24 protein-coding genes and 1 pseudogene are annotated in these 25,004 nt (G+C 70.3%); 11 read left to right on the top strand and 14 right to left on the bottom strand.

Annotation, left to right across the window (positions count from 1 at the left end; translation table 11 throughout):
* Positions 1-19: 19 nt before the first annotated feature.
* The 4 genes from FHR97_RS08315 to FHR97_RS08300 all read left to right on the top strand — a co-directional run bounded on the left by FHR97_RS08315 (position 20) and on the right by FHR97_RS08300 (position 3,750).
* Positions 20-706, top strand: coding sequence for an HAD-IA family hydrolase (locus FHR97_RS08315; RefSeq protein WP_183383319.1), 687 nt, complete (start codon positions 20-22; stop codon positions 704-706).
* Between the two features lie 200 nt (positions 707-906).
* Positions 907-1,929: a LacI family DNA-binding transcriptional regulator gene (locus tag FHR97_RS08310; RefSeq protein ID WP_183383318.1), complete on the top strand. Its 1,023-nt coding sequence runs from the start codon at positions 907-909 to the stop codon at positions 1,927-1,929.
* Positions 1,930-2,029: 100 nt separating this feature from the next.
* Entirely contained in the window at positions 2,030-3,013 is a 984-nt protein-coding gene (locus FHR97_RS08305; protein ID WP_183383317.1) for a sugar kinase, read from the top strand.
* Positions 3,014-3,072: 59 nt separating this feature from the next.
* Positions 3,073-3,750, top strand: a complete 678-nt coding sequence (locus tag FHR97_RS08300) for an HAD-IA family hydrolase (RefSeq protein WP_183383316.1) — start codon at positions 3,073-3,075, stop codon at positions 3,748-3,750.
* An 82-nt stretch (positions 3,751-3,832) separates the two neighbouring features.
* Here FHR97_RS08300 and uxuA read toward each other — a convergent pair whose 3' ends face one another.
* From uxuA to FHR97_RS08260, 8 genes are all read right to left on the bottom strand, one after another.
* Positions 3,833-5,011, bottom strand: coding sequence for a mannonate dehydratase (gene uxuA / locus FHR97_RS08295; protein WP_183383315.1), 1,179 nt, complete (start codon positions 5,009-5,011; stop codon positions 3,833-3,835).
* Between the two features lie 16 nt (positions 5,012-5,027).
* Positions 5,028-6,497, bottom strand: coding sequence for a mannitol dehydrogenase family protein (locus tag FHR97_RS08290; protein WP_183383314.1), 1,470 nt, complete (start codon positions 6,495-6,497; stop codon positions 5,028-5,030).
* A gap of 50 nt (positions 6,498-6,547) precedes the next feature.
* Positions 6,548-7,828, bottom strand: a complete 1,281-nt coding sequence (locus tag FHR97_RS08285; RefSeq protein ID WP_183383313.1) for a TRAP transporter large permease — start codon at positions 7,826-7,828, stop codon at positions 6,548-6,550.
* Entirely contained in the window at positions 7,828-8,412 is a 585-nt protein-coding gene (locus FHR97_RS08280) for a TRAP transporter small permease (RefSeq protein WP_183383312.1), read from the bottom strand. The genes FHR97_RS08285 and FHR97_RS08280 overlap by 1 nt, the downstream gene beginning before the upstream one ends.
* 75 nt (positions 8,413-8,487) lie before the next feature.
* Positions 8,488-9,456, bottom strand: a complete 969-nt coding sequence (locus tag FHR97_RS08275; RefSeq protein ID WP_183383311.1) for a TRAP transporter substrate-binding protein — start codon at positions 9,454-9,456, stop codon at positions 8,488-8,490.
* 69 nt (positions 9,457-9,525) lie between these two features.
* Positions 9,526-10,548 carry a Zn-dependent oxidoreductase gene (locus FHR97_RS08270; RefSeq protein WP_183383310.1) on the bottom strand — a complete coding sequence of 341 codons (1,023 nt, stop codon included), beginning with the start codon at positions 10,546-10,548 and terminating at the stop codon, positions 9,526-9,528.
* A 12-nt stretch (positions 10,549-10,560) separates the two neighbouring features.
* The gene (manD, locus tag FHR97_RS08265; RefSeq protein ID WP_183383309.1) at positions 10,561-11,772 is read right to left on the bottom strand and encodes a D-mannonate dehydratase ManD; all 1,212 of its coding nucleotides are present in this window, start codon (positions 11,770-11,772) and stop codon (positions 10,561-10,563) included.
* Positions 11,769-12,506 (bottom strand): GntR family transcriptional regulator, encoded by a 738-nt coding sequence (locus tag FHR97_RS08260; RefSeq protein WP_183383308.1) that lies wholly within the window; start codon positions 12,504-12,506, stop codon positions 11,769-11,771. Before FHR97_RS08260 ends, manD begins: the two co-directional genes overlap by 4 nt.
* 133 nt (positions 12,507-12,639) lie before the next feature.
* On the opposite strand from FHR97_RS08260, the gene FHR97_RS08255 reads away from it, so the two are divergent.
* Together FHR97_RS08255 and FHR97_RS08250 are read left to right on the top strand one after the other, a co-directional pair.
* Positions 12,640-13,818, top strand: a complete 1,179-nt coding sequence (locus FHR97_RS08255; protein WP_183383307.1) for an alpha-hydroxy-acid oxidizing protein — start codon at positions 12,640-12,642, stop codon at positions 13,816-13,818.
* Positions 13,819-14,002: 184 nt separating this feature from the next.
* Positions 14,003-14,377, top strand: a complete 375-nt coding sequence (locus tag FHR97_RS08250) for a translation initiation factor Sui1 (RefSeq protein WP_183383306.1) — start codon at positions 14,003-14,005, stop codon at positions 14,375-14,377.
* On the opposite strand, the gene FHR97_RS08245 is transcribed toward FHR97_RS08250, so the two are convergent.
* Positions 14,358-15,215 (bottom strand): NAD-dependent protein deacetylase, encoded by an 858-nt coding sequence (locus FHR97_RS08245; RefSeq protein ID WP_183383305.1) that lies wholly within the window; start codon positions 15,213-15,215, stop codon positions 14,358-14,360. The genes FHR97_RS08250 and FHR97_RS08245 overlap by 20 nt on opposite strands.
* 131 nt (positions 15,216-15,346) lie before the next feature.
* Here FHR97_RS08245 and FHR97_RS08240 point away from each other — a divergent pair, with 131 nt between their 5' ends.
* Positions 15,347-16,255, top strand: coding sequence for a nuclease-related domain-containing protein (locus FHR97_RS08240; RefSeq protein ID WP_183383304.1), 909 nt, complete (start codon positions 15,347-15,349; stop codon positions 16,253-16,255).
* A 12-nt stretch (positions 16,256-16,267) separates the two neighbouring features.
* Here the strand turns inward: FHR97_RS08240 and FHR97_RS08235 are convergent, their stop codons facing one another.
* On the bottom strand, positions 16,268-17,017 hold the full coding sequence (locus tag FHR97_RS08235; RefSeq protein WP_343065571.1) for a T2 family ribonuclease: 750 nt from the start codon (positions 17,015-17,017) through the stop codon (positions 16,268-16,270).
* A 100-nt stretch (positions 17,018-17,117) separates the two neighbouring features.
* Here FHR97_RS08235 and FHR97_RS08230 point away from each other — a divergent pair, with 100 nt between their 5' ends.
* The gene (locus tag FHR97_RS08230) at positions 17,118-17,927 is read left to right on the top strand and encodes an ATP-grasp domain-containing protein (RefSeq protein WP_183383302.1); all 810 of its coding nucleotides are present in this window, start codon (positions 17,118-17,120) and stop codon (positions 17,925-17,927) included.
* Positions 17,928-17,933: 6 nt separating this feature from the next.
* Here the strand turns inward: FHR97_RS08230 and FHR97_RS08225 are convergent, their stop codons facing one another.
* Positions 17,934-19,271 (bottom strand): deoxyguanosinetriphosphate triphosphohydrolase, encoded by a 1,338-nt coding sequence (locus FHR97_RS08225; RefSeq protein WP_183383301.1) that lies wholly within the window; start codon positions 19,269-19,271, stop codon positions 17,934-17,936.
* A 165-nt stretch (positions 19,272-19,436) separates the two neighbouring features.
* On the opposite strand from FHR97_RS08225, the gene FHR97_RS08220 reads away from it, so the two are divergent.
* The 3 genes from FHR97_RS08220 to FHR97_RS08210 all read left to right on the top strand — a co-directional run bounded on the left by FHR97_RS08220 (position 19,437) and on the right by FHR97_RS08210 (position 22,168).
* Positions 19,437-21,278, top strand: coding sequence for an aminopeptidase P family protein (locus tag FHR97_RS08220; protein WP_183383300.1), 1,842 nt, complete (start codon positions 19,437-19,439; stop codon positions 21,276-21,278).
* 294 nt (positions 21,279-21,572) lie between these two features.
* Entirely contained in the window at positions 21,573-21,848 is a 276-nt protein-coding gene (locus tag FHR97_RS08215; protein ID WP_183383299.1) for a type II toxin-antitoxin system Phd/YefM family antitoxin, read from the top strand.
* 8 nt (positions 21,849-21,856) lie between these two features.
* Positions 21,857-22,168, top strand: coding sequence for a type II toxin-antitoxin system RelE/ParE family toxin (locus FHR97_RS08210; protein ID WP_221187720.1), 312 nt, complete (start codon positions 21,857-21,859; stop codon positions 22,166-22,168).
* 150 nt (positions 22,169-22,318) lie between these two features.
* Here FHR97_RS08210 and FHR97_RS08205 read toward each other — a convergent pair.
* From FHR97_RS08205 to glnL, 3 genes and pseudogenes are all read right to left on the bottom strand, one after another.
* A pseudogene (locus tag FHR97_RS08205) lies at positions 22,319-22,483 on the bottom strand (helix-turn-helix domain-containing protein); the annotation flags it as partial.
* Positions 22,484-22,489: 6 nt separating this feature from the next.
* Positions 22,490-23,896, bottom strand: coding sequence for a nitrogen regulation protein NR(I) (gene glnG / locus FHR97_RS08200; RefSeq protein ID WP_183383297.1), 1,407 nt, complete (start codon positions 23,894-23,896; stop codon positions 22,490-22,492).
* On the bottom strand, positions 23,889-24,935 hold the full coding sequence (glnL, locus tag FHR97_RS08195) for a nitrogen regulation protein NR(II) (protein WP_183383296.1): 1,047 nt from the start codon (positions 24,933-24,935) through the stop codon (positions 23,889-23,891). The genes glnG and glnL overlap by 8 nt, the downstream gene beginning before the upstream one ends.
* Between the last annotated feature and the right edge of the window lie 69 nt (positions 24,936-25,004).

The following is a 25,004-nucleotide window of genomic DNA, read 5'->3' as shown; positions in this document are numbered from 1 at the left end:
ACGCCCGCGAGGTCTGGTGATGGCACGCCCTCTCTGCCTGCTCTTCGATTGCGACGGCACCCTGGTCGACAGCGAACCCCTGTTGGCCGACGAGATGGAGACGAGCCTCACCGCGGCGGGTTTGCCCTTCCAGGCCAGCGATTACATCGGGGAGTTCCGGGGCGCCCGCTTCCGCCATATCGTCGCCGAGCTGGAACGCCGCCACGGCGCGGTGGATCCCCTCCACCTCGAGGTGCTGGAGCGCGACATGCGCGCCAACCTCAATCGCCGCCTGGCCACCGACCTCAAGCCCATCACCGGCGCCACCGAAGCCCTGGCCAGCCTCACCGGCCACCCCATGGGCGTGGTCTCCAACGGCCCGGTGAACAAGATCCGCACCTCGCTGATGGCGACCCGGCTGGAAGCCGTCTTCGGCGATCACCTGTTCAGCGCCTACGAGGCCCAGTGCTGGAAGCCCGACCCCTGCCTCTACCACCACGCCGCCAGCCTGATGGGCTATGCCGCCGAGGACTGCGTGGCCATCGACGACGCCATCGTCGGGGTGAAGGCCGCGCTCGCCGCCGGCATGACGGTGATCCACCTCAACCGCTTCCCGGACGCCGAGCAGACCCCCGAGGGCGCCATCACGATCACCAGCATGTTCCAGCTGCCCACCGTGATCTCGCGCCTGGAGAGCACCCGCCACCTGGCGACCTCCCAGGCCTGAGCCCGCTCCTGGCCCGGTGCCGACGAGGCCCTCATACGACACCGTGCAGCCGGGGAGCGCCCCGGCCATGACGGCGCCCACGAGCCGTCGCCCCCGAGGACGACCGTCCACTCCCGACCTTTGTCTAGGCCCAGGCGACTTGCCGACCGGCATGTTCCACGCCTACGATGGTAACGTTCCCATTCCAGGCCGAGCCGCCGATGTCCGAGCATGCCCAACGCGCCACCATCCTGGAAGTCGCCCGCGACGCCGGCGTCTCCAAGACCAGCGTCTCCCGCTATTTCGGCGGCGAGCGGGAGCGCCTGTCGCGGGACATGCAGCGGCGCATCGCGGCCAGCGCCAGGCGCCTGGGCTATCGACCCAACCAGATGGCCCGCGGGCTCAAGGGCGGTCGCTCGCGCCTGATCGGCATGCTGGTGGCGGACATCCGCAACCCCTTCTCGATCGCGGTGATGCACGGGGTGGAGCAGGCCTGCCGGGAGCAGGGCCTCTCGCTGATGGTCTGCAACACCGACAACGAGCCGGCCCTGGAACGAGAGCACCTGGCCCTGCTCGCCGGTTACCGGGTGGAGGGGCTGGTCATCAACGTCGCCGGCCGGCCCAGCCGGGAGCTCGAGGCCCTCGCCGCCCAGGGCACGCCGCTGGTGCTGCTCGACCGCTCGCTGGGCGACTTCGAGGCCGACGTGGTGGGACTCGACAACGCCAGGGCCATCGACAGCGCTCTCGACCATCTGCAGGCCCAGGGCTACGGCGAGCTGCTCTACGTCAGCGAACCGACGGCCGAGGCCAGCTCGCGCCAGGCCCGCCTGGCGCGCTTCCGTGAGCAGCTCGCCGCCCGCGACCTGAGCGGCGAGGCGTGCTGCCTGGCGCTCGACGGCAACGCGCCGGCGCTCGAGCGCGCCGTCGCCGCCTTCCTGGACGCCCCGGCCACCAGGCCCCGGGCGCTGCTGTGCGCCAACGGCAACGTCACCCTGGCGGTGACCCGGGCGCTGCAATCCCTCGGCGTCCCCCTGGGCGAGACCGGGCTGATGGGCATCGACGAGCTCGACTGGTGCGCCCTGGTCGCCCCCGGCATCACCACCCTCGCCCAGCCCACCGAGGACATCGGCCGGACGGCGGTGGACAGCCTGCTGCAGCGGCGGGCGGAGCGCGAGCGTCCCGCCCCGCCGCGACGCATCCACTACCAGGCCGAGCTCATCGCCCGCGGCTCGACCCGCCGTTAACTCGACGCCCTGCACCGGATACCCCCATGTTGATGATCCAACCCGACGATGTCGCACGCCGAGCGATGGTAACGTTCCCAAATACTGCGAGGCATTCCCGATGACCACAGCCACCAATACTCCCGAGATCCTCGCCTTCGGCGAGGCGATGACCCTGTTCGTCGCCGAGGCCCCCGGCGACCTGGCCGAGGTCGAGCGCTTCCAGCGCCGCATCGCCGGCGCCGACACCAACGTGGCCATCGGCCTGGCCCGCCTGGGCTTCCGCGTCGGCTGGCTGAGCCGGGTCGGCGACGACGCCTTCGGCCGCTACATCCGCCATGCCCTGGAGGCCGAAGGCCTGGACTGCCGCCACCTGGCCAGCGACCCGGCCGCCTCCACCGGCCTGGTGTTCAAGGAGCGCGCCGAGGGCGGGGCGGATCCCCACGTCGAGTATTACCGCCGCGGTAGCGCCGCCAGCCGGCTGTCGCCGGACGACGCCGCCACGGTGGACTTCGCCGCGGCCCGCCACCTGCACGCCACCGGTATCCCGCCGGCGGTCTCGGCGAGCTGCCGCGAGCTGTCCTGGCACATGCTCGACCGGGCCCGCCGCGCCGGCGCCAGCATCTCCTTCGACCCCAACCTGCGCCCCGGCCTGTGGGCCAGCGAGGCCGAGATGTGCGACACCCTCAACGCCATGGCCGGCCACGCCGACTGGGTGCTGCCGGGGCTGGCCGAGGGGCGCCGCCTCACCGGCCTGGAGACGCCCCACGACATCGCCGGCTTCTACCTCGACCGCGGCGCCCGGGCGGTGATCATCAAGCTGGGACCGCAGGGCAGCTACTATCGGGGCTGCCTCGTCGACCAGGAGGAAAGCTTCGAAGTGCCCGGCATCGCGGTGCGCGAGGTCGTCGACACCGTGGGCGCGGGCGACGGCTTCGCGGTCGGGGTGGTCAGCGCCCTGCTCGACGGCCGCTCGCCGCGCGAGGCGCTCAACCGCGGCAACCTGATCGGCGCCCTGGCGGTGCAGGTGCTCGGCGACATGGAGGGCCTGCCCAGCCGCGCGCGCCTCGACGAGCTCGAGGCCGACCAGGCCCGTCGTCCCTGACCGGGCATGACCGATTCCCGATAGGTTCAGCCATCGCTCCCAACCCCCACGAGGTCCACATGACATCCCCTCTATGCCTGCTCTTCGACTCCGACGGCACCCTGGTCGACAGCGAGATTCTGCTCGCCCAGGTGATGGCGGAGACGCTGCCGCGCTACGGCCTGCCGTTCACCGCCCGCCAGTACATGGAGGAGTTCCGCGGCGTGCGCTTCCTGGCCATCGTCCGGCAACTCGAAGCGTGCCACGGCGCCCTCGGCGATGGCCGCTTCCAGGCCATGGAAGATGACATGCGCGCGCGCATGGAGGCGCGCATGCGCGAGGAGCTCGAGGCGATCGACGGCATGCCGGCGGCCCTCGAGGCCCTGACCGCCTACCCCCTGGCGGTGGTCTCCAACGGCCCCGAGCGCAAGATCCGCTGCGCCATGGACAGCGCCGGCCTGGCCCACCACTTCGGCGAGTGGCTGTTCAGCGCCTACACCCTGGGCGTATGGAAGCCCGACCCGGCGCTCTACCTCAAGGCCGCCGAGGCCCTGGGCTACCCGCCGGAGCGCTGCGTGGTCATCGACGACGCCGCGGTGGGCGTGGCCGCCGGGCTCGCCGCCGGCATGCGAGTCGTCCACCTGAACCACTTCCCCGACGAGGAGACCACCCCCGAGGGCGCCATCGCCATCGGCCACGCCGGCGAGCTGCCGGCGGTGATCGCCGAACTGGCCGCCAAGGTGCCGCAGCCGGTCTGAGCCGGCTGCCCTCCCCACCAGACGATGACGCCCCCGCCGGTTGCACCGGCGGGGGCGTCGGGTCTCGAGCGCGCCTCCGGGCTCAGGCGGTCAGCGAGCGGACCGCCAGTTCCACGCCGCGCAGCTCGGCCAGTCCCTTGAGGCGGCCGTAGAGCGGGTACCCCGGCGCGGTGTCGCGATGCTGATCGTCGAGGATATGGTGGCCGTGGTCGGGACGCAGCGGCAGCCGCGGCCCACCCTCGCGCTCGCGGCGGCGCTCCTCGGCGACCAGCGCCTGCACCACGCCGACCATGTCCGGGTCGCCGCCCAGATGATGGGCCTCGTGGAAGGAGCGCGGGTCCGACGCCTCGCGCCGGGTCGAACGCAGATGGGCGAAGTAGATGTGCGGGGCGAAGCGTTCGGCCATCGCCACCAGGTCGATGTCGGCGCTGACGCCGTAGGAGCCGGTGCACAGGGTCAGGCCGTTGGCCGGACTGGGCACGCGCTCGAGCAGCCACCGGGCGTCCTCGGGCCCGGACACCACCCGCGGCAGGCCGAGCATCGGCCGGGGCGGGTCGTCGGGGTGGATCGCCAGGCGCACGCCCACCTCCTCGGCCACCGGCACCACCGCCGTCAGGAAGTGGCCCAGGTGCTGGCGCAGCCGCTCGGCATCGATCTCGGCATACTCCGCCAGCGCGCCGCGGAAGCGCTCGAGGGTGTAGTGCTCCTCGGCGCCGGGCAGCCCGGCGATGATGGTGTTCACCAGCCGCTCGCGACCGGCGTCATCGAGGCCGTCGAGATAGGCCCGGGCCTCGGCCTGCTCGGCGTCGGAGTACTCGGCCTCGGCGCCGGGACGCGCCAGCAGGTAGAGGTCGAAGGCGGCGAAGGCGGTCTGGTCGAAGCGCAGCGCCAGGCCGCCGTCCGGCAGGCGCCAGGTCAGGTCGGTGCGGGTCCAGTCGAGCACCGGCATGAAGTTGTAGCAGACGGTGTCGATGCCGCAGGCCGCCAGGTGGCGCAGCGTCTGCTGGTAGGCGGCGATATAGGCGTCGCGATCGGGCAGGCCCTGCTTGATGGCCTCGTGCACCGGCACGCTCTCCACCACCGACCAGGTGAGGCCGGCCGCCTCGATCATCTGCTTGCGCTCGGCGATGGCCTCGACCGGCCAGACCTCGCCGTTGGGGATCTCGTGCAGGGCGGTGACGATACCGGTGGCCCCGGTCTGGCGAATCTCGTCGAGGGTGATGGGGTCGGCGGGGCCGAACCAGCGCCAGCTGTGTTCCATGGGAAGGTCCTCTCGGTCAGGCCCGCCCGCGGGCGGCCAGCGCCCCGGCGAGCCCCTGTCGTGTCAGGGTGGTGTAGGCGGCGGCGACCGCCCGGGCGAAGCGCGGCTCGGCCGCCAACGCCGGCGGGAAGACGTCCTGCACGGCCAGGAAGGCCGCCACCAGGGCCTCGACATCGTCGCCGTGGCGCGCGTGCAGGGCCGCCAGGCGGCTCGCCAGGGGGTCGTCGACCCGATGGGACCGGCCGGCCAGGTCGTCGCCGGCCGTATAGCGGATCCAGGCGGCCACGCCGAGCGCGGTGCAGGGCACCTCACCGCCGGCCGCCAGGCGTGCCTGGGCGCCGTGCAGCCAGCGCTGGGGCAGCTTCTGGGAGCCGTCCATGGCGATCTGCTGCAGGCGATGGCGCAGGCTGTCGTTGGCGAAGCGCTCGAGCAGTTGCCCGGCGTAGGCGGTGAGATCGGTGCCCTCGGGCATGGCCAGGGTGGGGGCGGCCTCATCGAGCATGTAGCGGCGCAGCAGGGCCACCAGGTCGTCGCGGCTCACCGCCTCGAATACCGTCTCGATGCCGTCCAGGGCGCCCAGGTAGGCGAGCAGCGAGTGGCTGCCGTTGAGCATGCGCAGCTTCATGGTCTCGAAGGGCGCCACATCGGCGACCATCTCCACGCCGTCCGCCTCCCAGGCCGGCCGCCCCTGGGGGAAGTCGTCCTCGACCACCCACTGGCTGAAGGCCTCGCCGACCACGGCGTTGGGGTCCTCGACGCCGAGCTCGGCCAGGCGGGCGAAGTCCGCCGCGGTCATGGCCGGCACGATGCGATCGACCATGCTGCACGGGAAGGCCACCTCGCGCTCGATCCAGGCCGCCAGCGCGGCGTCGCGACGCTCGGCCAGCTCGGTCACGGCGGCGCGGGTACGCTTGCCGTTGTCGGGCATGTTGTCGCAACTGAGCACCGTGAACGGCGCCAGCCCCGCCGCCCGGCGCCGCGCCAGGGCCTCGACCAGCAGCCCCGGCGCGGTGCAGGGGGCCTCGGGAGTGGCGATGTCCGCGGCGATCAGCGGCTCGTCCACGAGCAGCCGCCCGCTGGCCGGGCTCAGGAAGTAGCCCTTCTCGGTCACCGTCAGGGTGACGATGCGCACCGCCGGGTCTGCCAGTCGCGAGAGCAGCGCCTCGCGGTCGCGGCCCCAGCGACCGTGCTCATCGCGGCCGGAGAACAGCGTCTCCTCGATCACGCCGATCTCGCGGACGGTGACATGCTCGCTGTCGGCGTACTCGGCCACGTGGTAGCGGTGGCCGGCCTCGCGCAGGGCATCCACCAACCCCACGCTGGCGCGCAAGTTGGCGCTGCTCACGCCCCAGGCGGTATCGCCGCTGCGCCGGCGATAGCGCTCCAGGTAGACCGCCTGGTGGGCGCGGTGGAAGGCGCCGAGGCCCAGGTGGACGATGCCGATCCGGCCAGCGCGCGCGGCCGCGGGAAGATGGGTCAGGTTCATGCGCATCCCTTTGATGGCTGGATTCTGTCGGAGCGTCACTCGCCCACTCTCTACTCACCTAACAGCAGGGTCGGCAACCACAGCGAGACCGCCGGCACATAGGACACCAGCAGCAGCACGGCGAGGTTGCAGACCAGGAAGGGCAGGATGGCCCGCGCCACGGTCAGCATGGGCAGCTTGCCGATCCCCGAGACCACGAACAGGCAGACGCCCACCGGCGGGGTGGTCAGGCCGATCATCAGGTTGAGCACCGCCATGACCGCGAAGTGGACCGGATCCATGCCCACCCCGGTGGCCACGCCGAGCAGCGCCGGGAAGAGGATGATCAGCGCCGCGATGGTCTCCATGAAGGCGCCGACGAACAGCAGGATCAGGTTGAGGATCAGGATGACCACCAGGGGGTTCTCGCTGATGGTCAGGATCAGGCCGGCGATCATCTGGGGGATCTGCTCGCTGGTCAGGATCCAGCCGAAGAGGTTGGCCAGCCCCACCATCAGCAGCAGCGCCGCGGAGGTGAAGACGGTATCGGTGAGGATCGCCGGCAGCTTGCGCCAGGAGAGGCCCTTGTAGACGTACATGCCCACCACCAGGGCGTAGAGGCTGGCGACGATGGAGGCCTCGGTGGGCGTGAAGAAGCCGCCGATGATGCCGTAGAGGATGATCGCCGTCATCAGCAGCGCCCAGAAGGCGGTCCTGGCCTCGCGCAGCAGCTGCAGGAAGGGCACGCGGGCCTCCTTGGGATAGCCACGCCGCACGGCGAGGATATACACCGTGACCATCATCGCCAGGCCCAGCAGCAGGCCGGGGACGGCGCCGGCCAGGAACATGCGGCCCACCGAGACCCCGGAGAGCGAGCCGGCGATGATCATCGGCACGCTGGGGGGAATGATCGGGCCCACGGTGGAGGAGGCGGCGGTGACCGCCGCGGCGAACGGCTTGTCGTAGCCGGACCTGGCCATGCCGGGGATCATCACCGAGCCGATGCTGGCCGAGTCGGCCACGGCGGTGCCGGAGATGCCGCCGAAGATCATCGAGCCGCCGACGTTGGCCAGGCCCAGCCCCCCGCGGATATGGCCGAGCAGGGCGTTGGAGAAGCGCACGATGTTCTCGGTGATGTTGCCGACGTTCATCAGGTTGCCGGCCAGCACGAAGCCGGGAATGCACAGCAGCACGAAGGTGTCGATGCCCGCGTACAGGCGCTGCGGCACGACGGTCAGCGAGATGCCTTCCAGCAGCAGGTAGCCCAGCGAGGCGATGCCCAGGGAGAAGGCGATGGGCATGCCGATCAACAGCAGGACCAGGAAGGCGCTGAACAGGATGATCACTTCCATCACGGCTTCTCCGATGCGGGGCTCTCAGGCGAGCGGAAAATGGCGACGAGGCCCTCCAGGAAGCCGATGGCGCCGTAGACCAGCAACAGCGCGAACATCACCACCGTGGAGAAGAAGATGTAGAGCATGGGAACCCTGAGGGTCGGGGAGGTCTGCCAGGCACCGTTCAGGGCGTACTGCCAGGCGTAGGGCAGCACCATCCAGGCGAAGCCGGCGATCAGCAGGCAGATCAGCGCCTGGAGGGCGGCCCTGGCGCGGAGCCCCAGGGTATGGTGGAAGAGCTCCACGCTGACGTTGCGGTGCTGGCGCAGCACCACCCCCGCCGACAGGGCCACCATGTAGATGAACAGGTAGCGCGACAGCTCCTCGGTCCAGGAGACGCTGAACGGCAGGAAGAGCCGCGCCGAGACCTGCAGCAGCACCGTGCCGGCGATAGCCACCAGCGCCAGGACGGCGAGCACGGTGAACAGGGTGTCGATCCCCCCGATCAGCCGCCCCAGGGCGCCCTGAAAGGTGGGAACCGAGGCGAGTGGGTCCAACTGCTCGAGCGCCTCCTGCTCGGCCGCCTTGTGGTTGGGGTCCATAGGTCCTCCTCAAGATGCCTGGGCGGCACGCATCGGCGAGCGGGCGAGCCCGGCGGGACTCGCCCGGCAGCGACATCACAGGTCCTGGATGGCCTCGAACAGCTCGCGCTGCTCTTCATTGAGGGCATCGAGCACCGCGGGGCGGGCCTTCTCGGCGAAGGCGTCGATATCCACCTCGACGAACTCCATGCCACGCTCCTCGAGATCCTGACGCAGCCGCTGCTCGTCCTCGGCGAAGAGCTCGGCCTCATGGGCCTGCATCTCCTGGGCGGCGTCGCGGACCACCTGCTGCAGGTCCTCCGGCATGCCCTCGAGCTGGTCCTTGCCGATCACCACATAGATCCAGCTGCGCACATGGCCGGTGAGGTTCACGTAGTCCTGGACCTCATCGAAGCTGGCGCTCTCGATCAGGCTCAGCGGGTTCTCCTGGGCCTCGATGGTATTCTGCTGCAGGGAGGTGAAGACCTCGCTGAAGGCCATGGGCGTGGGGCGGGCCCCCAGCGCCTCCCAGGTATCCACGAACAGCGGCACGTTGGGCACGCGCAGGCGGATGCCGTCGAGATCCTCGGGATGCTCGATCGGGCGGTTGGAGGTCAGGTGCCGCGGGCCGCGCTCGAACCAGGCCAGCGGCACCAGGTTGGCGCGCTCGGTGATCTGGGCCTCGATCTGCTCGCCGATCTCGCCCTCCACGGCCTGCCCGAGGTGGGCGGAATCGCGGAAGGCATAGGGCACCGCCATCATCGCCGCCTTGGGCGCCCAGTTCTGCAGGCTCTCGCCGGTGATGGTCATGTCCGCGGTGCCCAGTTGGATGCTGTTGATGACATCCATCTCGGCACCGAGCTGCTCGTTGGGATAGAGCTGCACCTCGATGCGACCGTCGGAATTGGCTTCCACTTCTTCCTTGAACTTCTCGGCGGCCTGGTGCCAGATGTTCTCTTCGTTGGCCAGGTGGCCGAATTTCAGCGTGAAGTCGGCGGCCAGGCCGGCCTGGCTGCCGAGGATGGCGGCGCCCAGGACGGCGCTGGTCACGAGTCGTTTGATCATGGCGTTGTCTCCTGGCACTTGCGGTTGTGGCTTGTTGGTTGTCGTGCGGACCACGAGCGTGGATGGCCGTCAGGCACCGATCTGGATCAGTACCTTGCGGGCCCTTTCGGGATGGTGATCGATCATCTCGATGGCCCCGGGCATGTCGTCGAAGGGCAGGCGGTGGCTGACCAGCGCCAGCGGATCGAGCCGCCCGGATGCCATCAGCTCGATCACCTCCGGAAACTTGCGGTTGTTGAGCCGCGAGCCGACCAGGGTCAGCTCCTTCTTGATCACCTCCAGCTGCACCAGGTCGCTGGGGGTGGGGTTGAAGCCGAGCAGGCCGATGCGGCCCGCCGGCGAGGCCATGCGCAGCATCTGCGGCAGCAGGGCCGGCACGCAGGCGGCGTCGGCGATCAGCGGCATGCCCTCGCCGCCGGTCAACGCCGCGACCTCGGCCTCGACGTCCTGCTCCGCCCCGTTGAGGGTGCGGGTGGCGCCCAGCTCCCGGGCGGTGGCCAGGCGGGCATCGATCACGTCGCTGACGGTGACGTCCTCGATGCCCAGGGCGCGGGCCACCTGCAGGATGGTCAGGCCGATCACCCCGGCGCCGAGGATCAGCAGGCGATCGCCGGGATGGGGCTGCATGCGGCCCAGCACGTTGGCGGCGATGGAATAGGGCTCGACCAGCGCCGCGGCATCCAGCCCCAGGTGCTCGGGCAGGCGATGGACGTTGCCGGCCGGCACGTTGACCCGCTCCTCGAAGCCGCCGTTGCGATGCACGCCAATCACCTCCAGCGCGGTGCAGACGTTGGGGCGGCCGATGCGGCAGGGATAGCAGTGGCCACAGCTGATCACCGGGTCGATGCACACCCGGTCGCCGATGGCGAGGCCCTGGACGCCCTCACCAACGGCCTCGACCAGGCCGGCGAACTCGTGCCCGGTGATCCGCGGGAAGCGCACGAAGGCGTTGTCGCCATGGATGATGTGCATGTCCGAGCCGCAGATCCCGGCGAAGGCCACCCTCACCAGCACCTCCCCGGGGGCGGCGTCGGGAACCTCGGTGTCGACCAGGCGGTAGTCCTGGGGGGCGCTTACCTGAAAGGCTTTCATCGGTTCACCTCGTTACCAGTGCCACAGGGTGCCGTCCTCGAGCCGGTTGACCGGCAGGCTGGCACGGCGATAGGGATACTTGGCGGCCGCTTTCTCGTCGATGTCGACGCCATGCCCAGGCGTCTCGCCGACCAGGAAGTGGCCGTCCTCGAAGCGGTAGTCGTGGGGGAAGACCTCGTCGGTGACGGCTTCGTGGGGCATGTACTCCTGGATGCCGAAGTTGGGCACCCAGGTATCGAAGTGGATCGCCGCCCCCAGGCACACCGGTGACAGGTCGGTGGGTCCGTGGAAGCCGGTGCGCACGTGATAGAGCCCGGCCAGGTCGGCCAGCCGCCGCACATGGGTGATGCCGCCGGCATGGGTCAGGGTGGCGCGGATGTAGTCGATCCACTGGTTCTCGATCAGCGCCTTGGCGTCATAGAGGCTGTTGAAGACCTCGCCCACCGCCAGCGGCGTGGTGGTGTGCTGGCGGATCAGCCGGAAGCTCTCCTGGTTCTCCGCCGGCACGCAGTCCTCCAGCCAGAACAGGTGGAAGGGCTCGACCTCCTTGCCCAACCGCGCCGCCTCGATGGGCGTCAGCCGGTGGTGGACGTCGTGCAGCACGTGCAGGTCATCGCCGAAGCGTTCGCGCACGGCGGCGAACAGCCTGGGCGCGTGGTTGAGGTACTTGGCGGTGTTCCAGACGTGTTCGGCCGGCAGCTCGGCGTCGGCGGGCTCGTAGCGCTCGCCGGGCTTCTTGGCCACGCCGTAGATGCTGGCGATGCCCGGCACCCCGGCCTGCACCCGCACCGCGCGGTAGCCTGCCTCGACATGCCGGGCCACCTCGTCGAGGCAGGCCTCGATGTCCTTGCCGGTGGCGTGGCCATAGACCATTACCCGCTCGCGGCTCTTGCCGCCCAGCAGCTGGTACAGCGGCATGCCGGCGGCCTTGGCCTTGATGTCCCACAGCGCCATGTCGACGGCGCCGATGGCGCTCATGGTCACCGGGCCCCGCCGCCAGTAGGCGCCGCGGTAGAGGTAGTGCCAGATGTCCTCGATACGCTGCGGGTCGCGGCCGATCAGGGCGGGAATCACGTGTTCCTCGAGGTAGGCGACCACCGCCTGCTCGCGACCGTTGAGGGTGGCATCGCCGATGCCGTAGACGCCCTCGTCGGTGACGATCTTGAGGGTGACGAAGTTGCGCCCCGGCGCGGTGACGATGGTATAGGCCCGTTCGATCTTCATGCCTTGGCCTCCTCGGCGAGCGATGGTGTCTGGGATGTCTGGAACATCTCGGGGAAGCGGCGCACCAGATCGGGCAGCGACTGCAGGATCTCGCATTGGTGGACGCACATGGCCTCCGCCGCCGCCTCGACGTCGCGCCGCTCGATGGCTTCGACGATGGCCTCGTGCTGCTCGATCAGCTTGTCGATGGGGGTGCTGTCGGGAATGCTCAGGTAGCGCACCCGGTCGAGCTGCGCCTTGACCTCCTCGGTCACCTTCCAGGCGGTCTGCTGGCCGATGCCCAGCGAGAGGGTGCGATGGAAGGCCTCGTCGAGCAGGAAGAAGCGGTCGTGGTCGGCCGGCTCGATGCAGCGCCGCTGACGCTCGATCAGCTCACGAAGATCGGCGAGCACCGGCTTCCCCAGCCCGCGGGTCGCGGCCTCGCGGGCCACGGCCACCTCCACCGCCTCGCGCACGAAGCGCGCCTCGAGCACCGCCTGCTGCGAGATCTTGACCACGAAGGTGCCGCGCTGCGGCCGCACCTCGACCAGTCCCGCCTCCGACAGCCGGATGAAGGCCTCGCGGACCGGCTGGCGGCTCACCGAGAAGGTGTCGGCGAGCTCCTTCTCCGACAGCGCCTGTCCCGGCGCCAGCACCATGCGGATGATCGACTGGCGCAGCACCTGATAGAGCCGCTGGCGAACCGAGTCGCTGTCGCGGGTTTCCTGCCATAGCGCTTGCAGTGTCGCGTTCATGTGTTTACCCCGATATGTCGGCGTGGCCCCTGGCCGGCGCCTACCTGATATGGCTAGTATGGTAGTATGGCAAGAAAACAGAAAGCGCCCTCGGCTTAGACCTTGGTGGGACGACCATCGCTTGGAGGCTCATGTGAAACGCCGCCCCTACGCAGGAACCGACTGCCGCAAGGCACTCAACATCCAGGACCTGGCACGCATCGCCCGGCGCCGACTCCCCCATTTCGTGTTCGAGTATCTCGAGGGCGGCGCCGATGACGAGCGGACGCTGCGCCACAATCAAGCCGTATTCGATGACTACCTGTTCGAGCCCCGGACCCTGACCCGGGTCGGCCCGCGGGACCTGTCCACCACGCTGCTGGGCAAGCGCCATGCCCTGCCGCTGGTGATCGGGCCCACCGGCTACAACGGCATGCTGACGCGGAACGGCGACCTCAAGCTGGCGGCGGCGGCCTCCGGCGCGAACATTCCCTTCGTGCTCAGCAACGTCGCCACCACCTCGCTGGAGGACATCGCCGCCATCGAGGGGCTCAACGCCTGGATGCAGATCTACTTCTATCGCGATCGGGACTACGTCAGGAAACTGGTGGAACGCTGCCAGACAGCAGGCTACGAGACCCTGGTGGTCACCACCGACAGCGCCATCTACGGCAACCGGGAGTGGGACCTGCGCAATTTCCGCAAGCCCATGCAGCCGACCCTGCGTAACCTCGTCCACCTGCTGACCCGGCCAGGCTGGATCGCCGACGTGCTGATTCCCGACGGCATGCCGACCTTCAAGAACCTGGGCGACCTGCTGCCACCCGGCAAGCAGAGCGTGCAGGGCGCCTCGGCGGTGATCGGCCAGCAGCTCGATCCCACCTTGAACTGGGACGACATCGCCTGGCTGCGCGACCGCTGGCCGGGCAAGCTGATCGTCAAGGGCATCCTGTCGCCCGCCGAGGCCGAGCGGGCCGCCGCGCTCGGGGTGGATGCGGTGGTGCTCTCCAACCATGGCGGCCGCCAGCTCGATCACGCCTGCTCCCCGCTCGATGTGCTGCCGGAGGCCAGGGAGCGCGTCGGCGAGCGCTGCCAGCTGTTCGTCGACAGCGGCTTCCGGCAGGGCACGGAGGTCGTCAAGGCGCTGGCGCTGGGCGCCGATGCGATCTGGCTGGGACGCGCCACCCTGTACGGGCTGGCCGCGGGCGGTCAGGCGGGCGTCGAGCATGCCCTGGAGATCCTGCAACGGGAAATCGACCGCACGATCGGCCTGCTGGGTGTCGACCGGATCGCCGACCTGGAGGCGAGCGCCCTGGTGAGCCGCCGCGGATAGCGGATGTCGCGGTCCCCATCGCGTCGTCGACACACGGGCCCACCCCGGAAGGAGTGGCCCGTGTCCTGTCGGCGAGGTGCGCTGCCAGCCGGCCGCGCTGTTCGCGAGCGTCATCGACTGGATCGACCGGTAGGGCCTCCACCGCTATCATCGAGGACCACATGCATACCGTGAAGGAGGCCCCATGGCATCCCTGCAGGACCAGCTGCGCGGCCTGGTCTATTCCACCGAGCACGGCGACATCTGCCCCGCATGCCGCCAGCCGCTCGCCGACTGCCGCTGCGCCGAAACCGCAGAGGAGGATCGCCTGGCGGGCCTGGACGGCATCGTGCGCCTGCGCCGCGAGACCAAGGGACGCAAGGGCAAGGGGGTGACCCTGGTCGAGGGCGTGCCGCTCAAGGCCGACGAGCTCAAGGCGCTGGCCAAGGCGCTCAAGAAGCGCTGCGGCACCGGCGGCGCCCTCAAGGAGGGGGTGATCGAGATCCAGGGCGACCAGCGCGAGGTGCTCAAGGCCGAGCTCGAGAAGCGCGGCTACAAGGTCAAGCTGGCCGGCGGCTAGGGTCCCCCTCCAGGGCGTCGACCAGCGCGGCCAGGCCCGCTTCGGCGCGGGTCGCCACCTTGAGCGTATAGAGGTCGTCGGCGCGGGTGCGGCCCAGGTTGAGGCAGGCCACCGGCTTGCCCGCCCGGGCGGCCTCCCGGGCGAAGCGGAAGCCCGAATAGACCATCAGCGACGAGCCCACCACCAGCAGCCCCCCGGCTTCCTCCAACAGGGCGAAGGCCTCGGCCACCCGCGACTTGGGCACGCTGTCGCCGAAGAACACCACGTCGGGCTTCCAGATGCCGTCCCCACAGCGCGTACAGGCGGGCACCTGGAAGGCGGCGAAGTCCGCCTCCAGGTCGGCGTCGCCGTCGGGCCCGGCCTGGGCGCCGGTGTCGAGCCAGCGAGGGTTGCGGCGCGCCAGTTCGGCGTGCAGGTCGTGACGCATGCGGGCTGCCCCGCAGCCCATGCAGCGCACCAGGTCGGCGCGGCCATGCAGGTCGATCACCCGCCGCGAACCCGCCCGGCGATGCAGGCCGTCGACGTTCTGGGTGATCACCCCCGCCACCTGTCCCGAAGCCTCGAGCCGTGCCAGCGCCCGATGGGCGGCATTGGGCCGGGCCTCCTGCAGGGCGCGGAAGCCGATCAGCGCCCGGGCCCAGTAGCGCTGCCGGGCGGCGTGGCTGGCCATGAACACCTGATGGCGCATGGGCGGCGAGCGCTTCCAGTCGCCGTGGTCGTCGCGATAGTCGGGGATGCCGCTGGCGGTGCTGATCCCGGCGCCGGTGAGCACGGCGAGACGGGGCGTGCGGGCCACGAAGGCCGCCAGTGCCGCGATGTCGCGTATCTCGCTCCTCATACCTCGCCTCACTCCTCGGTGCTTGGCGGCTCCTTACACCTTACCCCTCGCCCCTCGCAAGAACCGAGCATGGCCCCCGGGGGACAAGGTTGTCTAGAATGGGCAGGATACCCCACGGGCAAGGATACCCGATGGCCTGGCTGGAATACCTGCTCCCCCTGATCTTCCTGTTTCCCCTGGCGGCGTGCGCGGTGATCGTGGTGGCGCTGCACAACCTCCACGACGCCCGCGTGAGCTCCCCCTTCGACGCCCACCCGCTGCGCGAACCCGGGCAATCGCTGCGCGACCGCCTCGACCGGGCCTTCGCCGGGCTCTTCCTGAATGGCGCCCTGGGGCCCATCGTCTCCCTGGCGCCGCTGGTCTACGGCATGGGCCGCATGCTCTTCGCCAGCGAGCAGAACTGGCTCGAGTGGGCCTTCTACGGGGCGCTGTCCACGGCGCTGGTGCTGGTGTTCTGCTTCCGGCTGATCCGCGACTTCCAGCGCATCCGGCGTCTCAAGCTGGGGCTGGCCTGCGAGCTGGCGGTGGGCCAGGAGCTCGAGCGGATGCTCCGTCCCGAGTCCCACCCCTACGTCGTCTTCCACGACGTGCCCGGCGGCGACGACACCCTGGACCATGTGGCGGTGACGCCCCACGGCGTCTTCGTCATCGAGACCCGCGCCCGCACGCCGGCGGTGACGCCGTCCGGCGAGGAGGACAACCGGGTCACCGTGGAACGCGAACGGCTCCGCTTTCCGGGCGGGTTCGAGCGACGCCCGCTGGACGAGACCCGGCGCGCCGTGCGCTGGCTGGGCGTCTGGCTGGAGAGGGAGGTGGGCCGGGCGGTGCCGGTGCAGGGGGTCCTGGCGCTGCCGGGCTGGCGGATCGAGGGGGCCGGTGCCGCCGGCGACCTGCTGGTGGTCAGCGGCGATGCCCTGGCGGACCGGCTGGCCGGCGAGTGGCTGGGCGAACTCGACGATGCCACCCATGATGCCGTGATCGGCGCCCTGCACAGGCGCGCCGGCCAGGCGTCCGCTTCCGTGGGGCTGGACGAGGCCTGACCTCGCGGCCCCTCAGTCGAAGGCCGCGATCCGTACCCTCGCCGCGCAGCGACCCCGATCCTGCCGCACCAGGCTGTCGGCGGCGGGGAAGCGTGCCAGGGCCTCGGCGTCGATGCCGATGCGCACCTCGGTCAGCCACCGATTGCCACGCCCCCGGCACACCAGGCGCAACGCCCGCCCCGTGCCCTGGCCGAAGGCGGCCTCGAAGGCGCCGATCAGGTCGTTGCGCCCCACCTCACCGCCCCGACGGACGCCGACGAAGTCGGCGAAGGCGCTGGCATTGACCGCCGCCACCATGCCCAGCGCCGTGGCGAAGAGGTCTTCGGCCGCGATGCCCAGGCAGGCGGCATGCTTGGCGTACTGGTAACGGTCGAGACAGCTGGCGCGGCCGGGCATCGCCCGGTCGAGCGCGTCCCCCTGGGCCTCGGGCAGCGCCAGCGGCGGATGGGCCCGGCAGAAGCCGCCATCCGGCCGCGGCCGCTCGAGGAAGCAGCCCTCCCGCCACCACTCTCGGCGTGCCACGCCTTGCCCACGCAGGCGCGCTGGCAGCGAGGGCCAGAGCCCATGCAGCACGAAGCCGTCCTCCGCCCCACGACGCAGGGACGGCTCGCGACACTCCCGGGGCGGCCGGGAGCGGGTGGCGCAGAAGCCGGGGTGCCAGGTCAGGGCCAGGGTGTAGTGGTCGACCCCCTGGGCCGCGAGGGCCGGCACCTCGGCCCGGGCCACCCCGCCGACCGCGACGAGCCAGCCCAGCAGCAGCACCAGCAGGACGCCGCGCCTCCGGGGCGTCGATAACGCTTGCCAGGGGCGGGAAGGCGGACAATAATCCGCGCGCTTCTCTGGAGATGGCCTTTTCACAACCATGAAACTCATCACGTTCGACGTTTTTCGCACCCTCGGCATCCCGGGCGTGCGCTATATCAAGCCCGAGCGCATGTACGATCACCTCGAGGAGATCCGCCAGGCCGACTGGCTGCTGTTCCCCGAGTACTGGCAGGTCAACAGCCTGGCCTACGGGCTCGGCAAGCGGATCTTCCCGAGCCTGGCCAGCTACCACCTGGGCCACGACAAGGTCGAGCAGACCCGTGCCTTCCTGACGCTGTGCCCGGAACACGTGCCGCCCACCGAGATCCTCGGCACCTCCCGGCCCTCCCTCGACCAGGTCGAGGCTCGCTTCGGCTACCCCTTCATCGCCAAGCGCATCAAGAGCGCCATGGGCGAGGGCGTGAGCCTGATCGCCTCCCGGGACGCGCTGCACGAGCACGTGACGACAGAAACGGTCCTCTACGCCCAGCAACGGCTGCCCATCGACCGCGACCTGCGCATCGTGCTGGTCGGCGGCGAGGTGATCGCCGCCTACTGGCGGGTCACGCCCCTCGGCGGCTACCGCGCCAACGTCAGCCAGGGCGGTCGCGTCAGCCACGCGGCCATTCCCGAGGCGGCCATCGCGCTGGCCCGGCGGCTGGCTCGGGCGCTCGACCTCGACCACGCCGGCTTCGATATCGCCATGGTCGACGGCCATCCCTACGTCTTCGAGTTCAACCGCCTGTTCGGCAACCAGGGCATCCGCGACAGCAGCCGGCGCATCGGCGCCGCCATCCAGCGCGTGCTGGGCCTCGGCGACGACGACCGCGACCCCGACGGGGAGCCGCCACTGCAGCTGTCCGCCTAAGCGCCGTCAGTCGCTCTTGAGGCGCCCACCCATCTCCTGGGCCAGGTCCACCGCATAGTGGTCGGTCATCCCGCCGATGAAGTCGAGCATGCGTCGATAGCTGTCGTAGAGCGACCAGGAGGGCAACGGCGTGTTCTCGCCGATCAGCGCCAGCACCCGCTGGTGCTTGAAGGTCGAGGCGCCGGAGTGGTGCAGCTCATGGGCGGCGCCGATAAAGGCCTCCAACAGAATCCCCAACGTCGTATGAGCCCCAATTTCCAGCTTGGCCTTGCGCTCGTTGCGGAAGATCCGCTCGCGGGCCAGGCGCTTGGCCGCCCCCACCCCCCAGCCCAGGTCCGGGTGGCAGAGCTCGAGCAGGTCGTTGTCGAGGCGCCCGCCGAGCAGCTCGCCCTCGTGCTGCACGAACACCTCGCCGACGTCGTTGACCGCACGCTCCATGGCCGCCCCGCGCAGGGCGGCGATCCGCCGGCGCTGGGAGACCCCGCCCTGCTGCATGGCGGCATAGTCCGGGGGCTCGCCGCCGGCGATCTGGGTCAGCACGTCGGCCACCTCGTCGAAGCCCAGGATGCCCATCTCCAGGCCGTCCTCCAGGTCCAGCAGGGCATAGCAGATGTCGTCGGCGGCCTCCACCAGCCAGGCCAGGGGATGCCGGCACCAGCGGTTGTCGCCCTGGGGCAGCAGCCCCAGGCGACCCGCCACCTCGGCCAGCAGCGGCGCCTCGCTCTGGTAGCAGCCGAACTTGCCGGCACTGCCGCCGTGCTCCACCGTCCAGGGGTACTTGAGCAGGGTGCCGAGCGTCGCGGCGGTCAGGCGCATGCCACCGCGAAACTGGTTGTACTCGATCTGGGTGACGATGCGAAAACCCTGGGCATTGCCCTCGTAGGTGAGCAGGTCGGCCCGCTCGGCGTCGGTGAGCCCGTCGAGCAGGCCGCTGCCGTCGCCCTCGGCCCGGGTGAACCAGTCGCGGATGGCGTACTCGCCGGCATGACCGAAGGGCGGATTGCCGATGTCGTGCCCCAGGCAGGCGGCCTGGACGATCACCCCCAGGTCTGCCGGGGTGATCCACGCCGGCAGCCGATGACGCAGCTCCTCGCCGACGCTCATGCCCAGCGAGCGGCCCACGCAGCCTACCTCCAGCGAGTGCGTCAGGCGGGTGTGGATATGATCGTTGTCGGTGAGGGGATGCACCTGGGTCTTGCGGCCCAGGCGGCGAAAGGAGCCGGCGAAGACGATGCGGTCGTGATCCTTGTGGAAGGGGCTGCGACCGACCTCCTCGCGGGCCACACCGCGCCGGTCGTGGAGCCGGGCCGGGTCGAGCAGCCGCTCCCAGGTCATCTGCGTCATGGGCTTTCCTCCTTGAGGCCCCCATTCTGGCACCGGGCCACGGCACTTTGCCATCGCGCTGGAATCGGGCGATCATCGCTGTTCCCCTACCGGGGCGAGCCGATCCTCCCCCGGGGCCGGCCGTGCGGCCGGCCCGGCACCGTCCACCCCCAACCGGAGCCCGCTATGTCCCGCGACGCCAATCCCACCCCCGCGGCCCGCCTCGCCGCCCTGCGCGAGGCCATGCGCGAACACGCCATCGATGCCTGGTGGCTGCCGTCCTCCGACCCCCACAACTCCGAGTACCTGCCGGCGCACTGGGCCGGCCGCGCCTGGTTATCGGGCTTCGACGGTTCGGTGGGCACCCTGGTGGTCACCCGGGAGGCCGCCGGCCTGTGGGTCGACAGCCGCTACTGGGTGCAGGCCGAGGAACAGCTGGCGGGCAGCGGCATCGCGCTGATGAAGCTCCAGCCCGGCCAGGCCGACGCGCCGATGCGCTGGCTGGCCGAGCGGCTCGGCGAGGGCGCGACCCTGGGCTTCGATGCCGACGTGGTGTCACTGGCCAATGCGTGCCGGCTCGAGGAACACCTGGCCCCGGCCGGCATCCGCCTGCGCGGCGATCGGGACCTGCTCGACGTCATCTGGCCGGATCGCCCGGCGCTGCCCGAGGCGCCGCTCTACGCCCATCCCGCCGCCTATCTGGACGAGACCCGCGGCGAGCGCCTGGCCCGGGTCCGCTCGGCCATGACCGAGCAGGGCACCGACTGGCACCTCATCTCGACCCTGGACGACATCGCCTGGCTGACCCAGCTGCGCGGCGCCGACGTGGCCTTCAACCCGGTGTTCCTCGCCCACCTGCTGGTGGACCGCGAGACGGCCACGCTGTTCGTCGCCCCGGGCAAGCTGGGCGACGACCTGGCCGAGGCGCTGGCCGCCGACGGCATCGAGGTGGCGGACTATGCCGACTGGCAGCGCCGGCTCGGCGAGCTGCCCTCCGACGCCCGGGTGCTGCTCGACCCGGCCAGGCTGACCCTGGGCACCCGCCAGGCCCTGCCCGAGGGCGTGACCCCGGTCGAGGCCTTCCAGCCCAGCACCCTGGCCAAGGGGCGCAAGAGCGACGCCGACCTGGCCCACGTGCGCGAGGTCATGGAGGAGGACGGCGCCGCCCTGTGCGCGTTCTTCGCCTGGCTCGAGGCCGCGCTGGCACGCGGCGAGACGGTCACCGAGCTGACCGTGGACGAGAAGCTCACCGCCGCCCGGGCCGCTCGCCCCGGCTTCGTCAGCCGCAGCTTCGCCACCATCGCCGCCTTCAACGCCAATGGCGCCCTGCCCCACTACCACGCCACCCCGCAGGCCCATGCCACCATCGAGGGCGACGGCCTGCTGCTGATCGACTCCGGCGGCCAGTATTACGGCGGCACCACCGACATCACCCGCGTCGTGCCGGTGGGCACCCTCTCCGAGGCCCAGCGCGAGGACTACACCCGGGTGCTCAAGGGCACCATCGCCCTGTCCCGGGCGCACTTCCCGCGGGGCATTCCTTCGCCGCAGCTCGACGCCATCGCCCGGGCCCCGCTGTGGGCCAGCGGCCGCGACTACGGCCACGGCACCGGCCACGGCGTGGGCTACTTCCTCAACGTCCACGAGGGGCCCCAGGTGATCGCCTGGTACGCGCCGCCCGCGCCGCACACCGCCATGCAGCCGGGCATGATCACCTCCATCGAGCCCGGCGTGTACCGCCCGGGCCAGTGGGGCATCCGCATCGAGAACCTGGCCGCCAACCGCCCCGCCGCGGAGAGCGCGTTCGGCGACTTCCTGCGCTTCGAGACGCTGACCCTGTGCCCCATCGACACCCGGCCCATCAACGTCGCCCTGCTCGACCCCGCCGAGGCCGACTGGCTCGACGCCTACCACGCCGAGGTCCGCAGCCGCCTCGCACCCAGGCTCGAGGGCGACGCCCTGGCCTGGCTCGAGGGCGACGCCCTGGCCTGGCTCGAGGCCCGCACCGCCCCGCTCGAGCGCGGCTGATCGGTTCTGCTCACCCATTGAGCAGAACCCGATACGACGAGGGGCGCCGACCTGGTCGACGCCCCTCGTCACTTTCTACTTGGCCGCTTGGCGCTTGGACGAAGCGCTCACCGTGCTCGCCGCTCTGCGCGACGAGATCAGACAAAGCGCCTGGAGCAGGAACGCATCGGCTTTGGCCATCTGGAGGCCGCGCGGAGCCCCCTGCAGCGACAGGGAGTCGGAGATCGAGAACGCCTTGTGGAAGGGAATAATAAGGACTAAATTTGGTCACATAGTCCTCCGACGAGCCACGCCATGAAGTATTCCGAGAACATCAAGCCCATCAGCTATCTCAAGGCGCATGCCGCCGAGGTGGCCAAGTCCCTGAGCGAGCGACGCGAGCCGCTGATCATCACCCAGAATGGCGAGGCTCGGCTGGTGGTGCAGGACATCAAGAGCTTCGAGCAGACCCAGGAGACCCTGGCCCTGCTGAAGATCCTGGCCCTGGGCCACCAGCAAGTGGCACGCGACGCCGTTCAGGATGCCGATAGCGTCTTCGCCGAGCTGCGCCGTCGCCAGTCGGATTCATGAGCTTCCGCGTGCAGCTGACGGACTCGGCGGCCGAGGACCTGCGCGACCTCTACGACTTCATTGCCGAAAACGACTCCGCCGCCGCCGGTCGCGTCCTGGATCGGTTGGAGCACCGCCTGAAGGAGCTGGCCGAATTCCCCGAGCGCGGTAGCCACCCCCGGGAACTGCTGGCCCTCGGGATTCGTGACTACCGCCAGCTGATCGAAGGCCCGACACGAATCCTCTACCGCGTCGTCGACGACCGGGCGATCGTCTACCTGATCACCGATGGTCGGCGCGACATGCAGCGCCTGCTCGCGCGTCGGCTGCTCGGCGGTTAGCCGAGCCTGTCGGATGCGCTCGCGGGCTCGCTTATCCAATTTACGCGACCGAAGGGGGAAGAACGCGGCTGCGCCGCTGAAGACAGAAGACCGGTGCTTCGCACCTGGAAGAAGCCAGGGGATCGCCTGTCTTCTGCCTTCCCTCTTCCGTTAATCTTCCGCCATCTCCGGCAGCAGCGTCTTGAGCTTGAGGGTGAGGGTATTGCGCCCCCAGCCCAGCAGCTCGGCGGCCTCGCCCTTGCGCCCGCCGGTGTGCTTGAGCGCCGTCTCGATCAGGATCTTCTCGCCGAGTTTCGACAGCGGCATGGCCTCCTCAGGGTTTCAGTCTTCCGCCATCTCCGGCAGCAGCGTCTTGAGCTTGCGGGTGAGGGTATTGCGCCCCCAGCCCAGCAGCTCGGCGGCCTCGCCCTTGCGCCCGCCGGTGTGCTTGAGCGCCGTCTCGATCAGGATCTTCTCGAAGTCCGGTACGGCCTCCTCCAGCAGGTGGGTATGGCCGGCGGCCAGGGCGCGATCCGCCCAGTCGCGGAAGGCCAGCCGCCAGTCGCCGGAGACCCCGCCTTCGTCGCCCTCGCGCAGCTCCGGCGGCAGGTCCTCGATCAGCACCTCGCGCCCCGAGGCCATCACCGTCAGCCAGCGGCAGGTGTTCTCCAGCTGGCGGACGTTGCCCGGCCAAGCCAGCCGGGTCAGGTGCTCCTCGGCCTCCCGGGTCAGCACCTTGACGTCGGTGGAGAGCTCCCTGGCCGCCTCGGCCAGGAAGTGCCGGGCCAGGCGCGGGATGTCCTCACGGCGGTCCGCCAGCTTCGGCAGGTGGATGCGGATCACGTTGAGGCGGTGGAAGAGGTCCTCCCGGAAGCGCCCCTCGTCCACCAGCGCCTCCAGGTTCTGGTGGGTGGCGGCGATGATGCGCACGTCCACCTTCACCGAGGTGTGGCCGCCGACCCGGTAGAACTCGCCGTCGGCCAGCACCCGCAGCAGGCGGGTCTGGGTCTCGGCGGGCATGTCGCCGATCTCGTCGAGGAACAGGGTGCCGCCGTCGGCCTGCTCGAAGCGCCCCTGGCGCTGGGCGGTGGCCCCGGTGAAGGCGCCCTTCTCGTGGCCGAACAGCTCGGACTCGATGAGGTCGCGGGGAATCGCCGCCATGTTCAGGGCGATGAACGGCTTGCCGGCCCGCGGGCTGTGCTGGTGCAGCGCCTGGGCCACGCGTTCCTTGCCGGTGCCCGACTCGCCGTTGATCAGCACCGTGATATGCGACTGGGAGAGGCGGCCGATGGCGCGAAACACCTCCTGCATGGCCGGCGCCTCGCCGATGATCTCGGTGTCGAGCCCCTCGGGAGCACTGACCGGGCGCTTGCGCTCGCGGGCATGGGCCACGGCACGACGCACCAGGGCCAGGGCCTCGTCCACGTCGAAGGGCTTGGGCAGGTACTCGAAGGCCCCGCCCTGGTAGGAGGCCACCGCGCTGTCGAGGTCGGAGTGGGCGGTCATCACGATCACCGGCAGGTCCGGATGGGCATCGCGCACCCGGGCCATCAGGTCCAGGCCGTCGATGCCCGGCATGCGGATATCGGTGACCAGCACATCGGGCGGGTCCTCGAGCAGCCGCGGCAGCACCTGGTCGGCCCGCTCCAGGCATTCGACGGCCAGGTCGGGCTGGGCCAGGGCACGTTCGAGGACCCAGCGGATGGCACGATCGTCGTCGACGACCATGACGCGAGCGGCTTCAGTCATGGCACTTCTCCAGCGGTATCAGCAGTCGGAATTCGGTATGGCCCGGCGCGGAGTCGCACTCGATCAGGCCCTGGTGCTGGTGCAGGATCGACTGGGCAATGGACAGTCCCAGGCCGCTGCCCTCGGCGCGCCCCGAGACCATGGGATAGAACAGCGTCTCGCGCAGGGCGTCGGGGATGCCCGGCCCGTTGTCGATGATCGACACCTCGCAGACCAGCCGATGGCGCTCCGCGCCCAGGGTGAACTGGCGGCGGGCCCGGGTCTTCAGCACCAGGGTGGGCGCGTCCATGCCCGATTCGGTCATGGCCTCGACCGCGTTGCGGGCCACGTTGAGCATGGCCTGGATCATCTGCGACTCGTCGCCCATCAGGTCCGGCAGGCTGGGGTCGTAGTCGCGGCGGATGGTGACCTCGGGATGCTCCACGGCCAGCAGGGCCCGAACCCGCTCCAGCACGCGGTGGATGTTCAGCGGCTCGTGGCGGTTGAGGCGATTGGGGCCCAGCATCGAGTCCACCAGGTCGCGCAGCCGGTCGACCTCCTCGATGATGATGCGGGTGAACTCGGTGAGCTGCGGGCTCTCCAGGTCACGCTCCAGCAACTGGGCCGCGCCCCGGATGCCGCCGAGGGGGTTCTTCACCTCGTGGGCCAGCCCCCGGGCCAGCACCTTGATGGTCTCCTGGCGGGTCTGCAGCGCCTCCTCCCGGGAGATGCGCAGCAGTCGGTCCCTGGGCTCCATCTCCAGCAGCAGCTCGTCCGGCGAGAGGGGGGTGACGGTATAGTCCACGGTCAGTGGCTCACCGGTGGGCCGGATCAGCCGCGCCTCGCGCTGGGTGAAGGGATGGAACTCGTCGCGGGCCTTGGTGAGCACCTCGCCGATGTCCTCCTCGCCCACCACCAGGCCGGGCAGGGGCTGGCCCACCACCCGGGAACGGCTCAGCGCGAGCAGGGCCTCCGCCGCGGGGTTCATCCAGCGCAGGCGCAGCTCCCCGTCCAGCAGCAGGACGGCGGTGGTGAGATGTTCCATCAGGCGTTGATACATGGTGCGTTCCCGGCAAGAGTCGGTCGTGGACTGGCCATAAAGCGGTGCAAGAAGCGCGCCACTTCGGAG

This window comes from Halomonas stenophila (genome assembly GCF_014192275.1).
In the GTDB taxonomy this organism is placed as follows: domain Bacteria; phylum Pseudomonadota; class Gammaproteobacteria; order Pseudomonadales; family Halomonadaceae; genus Halomonas; species Halomonas stenophila.
This window is presented reverse-complemented; position numbering and strand designations above follow the sequence as displayed.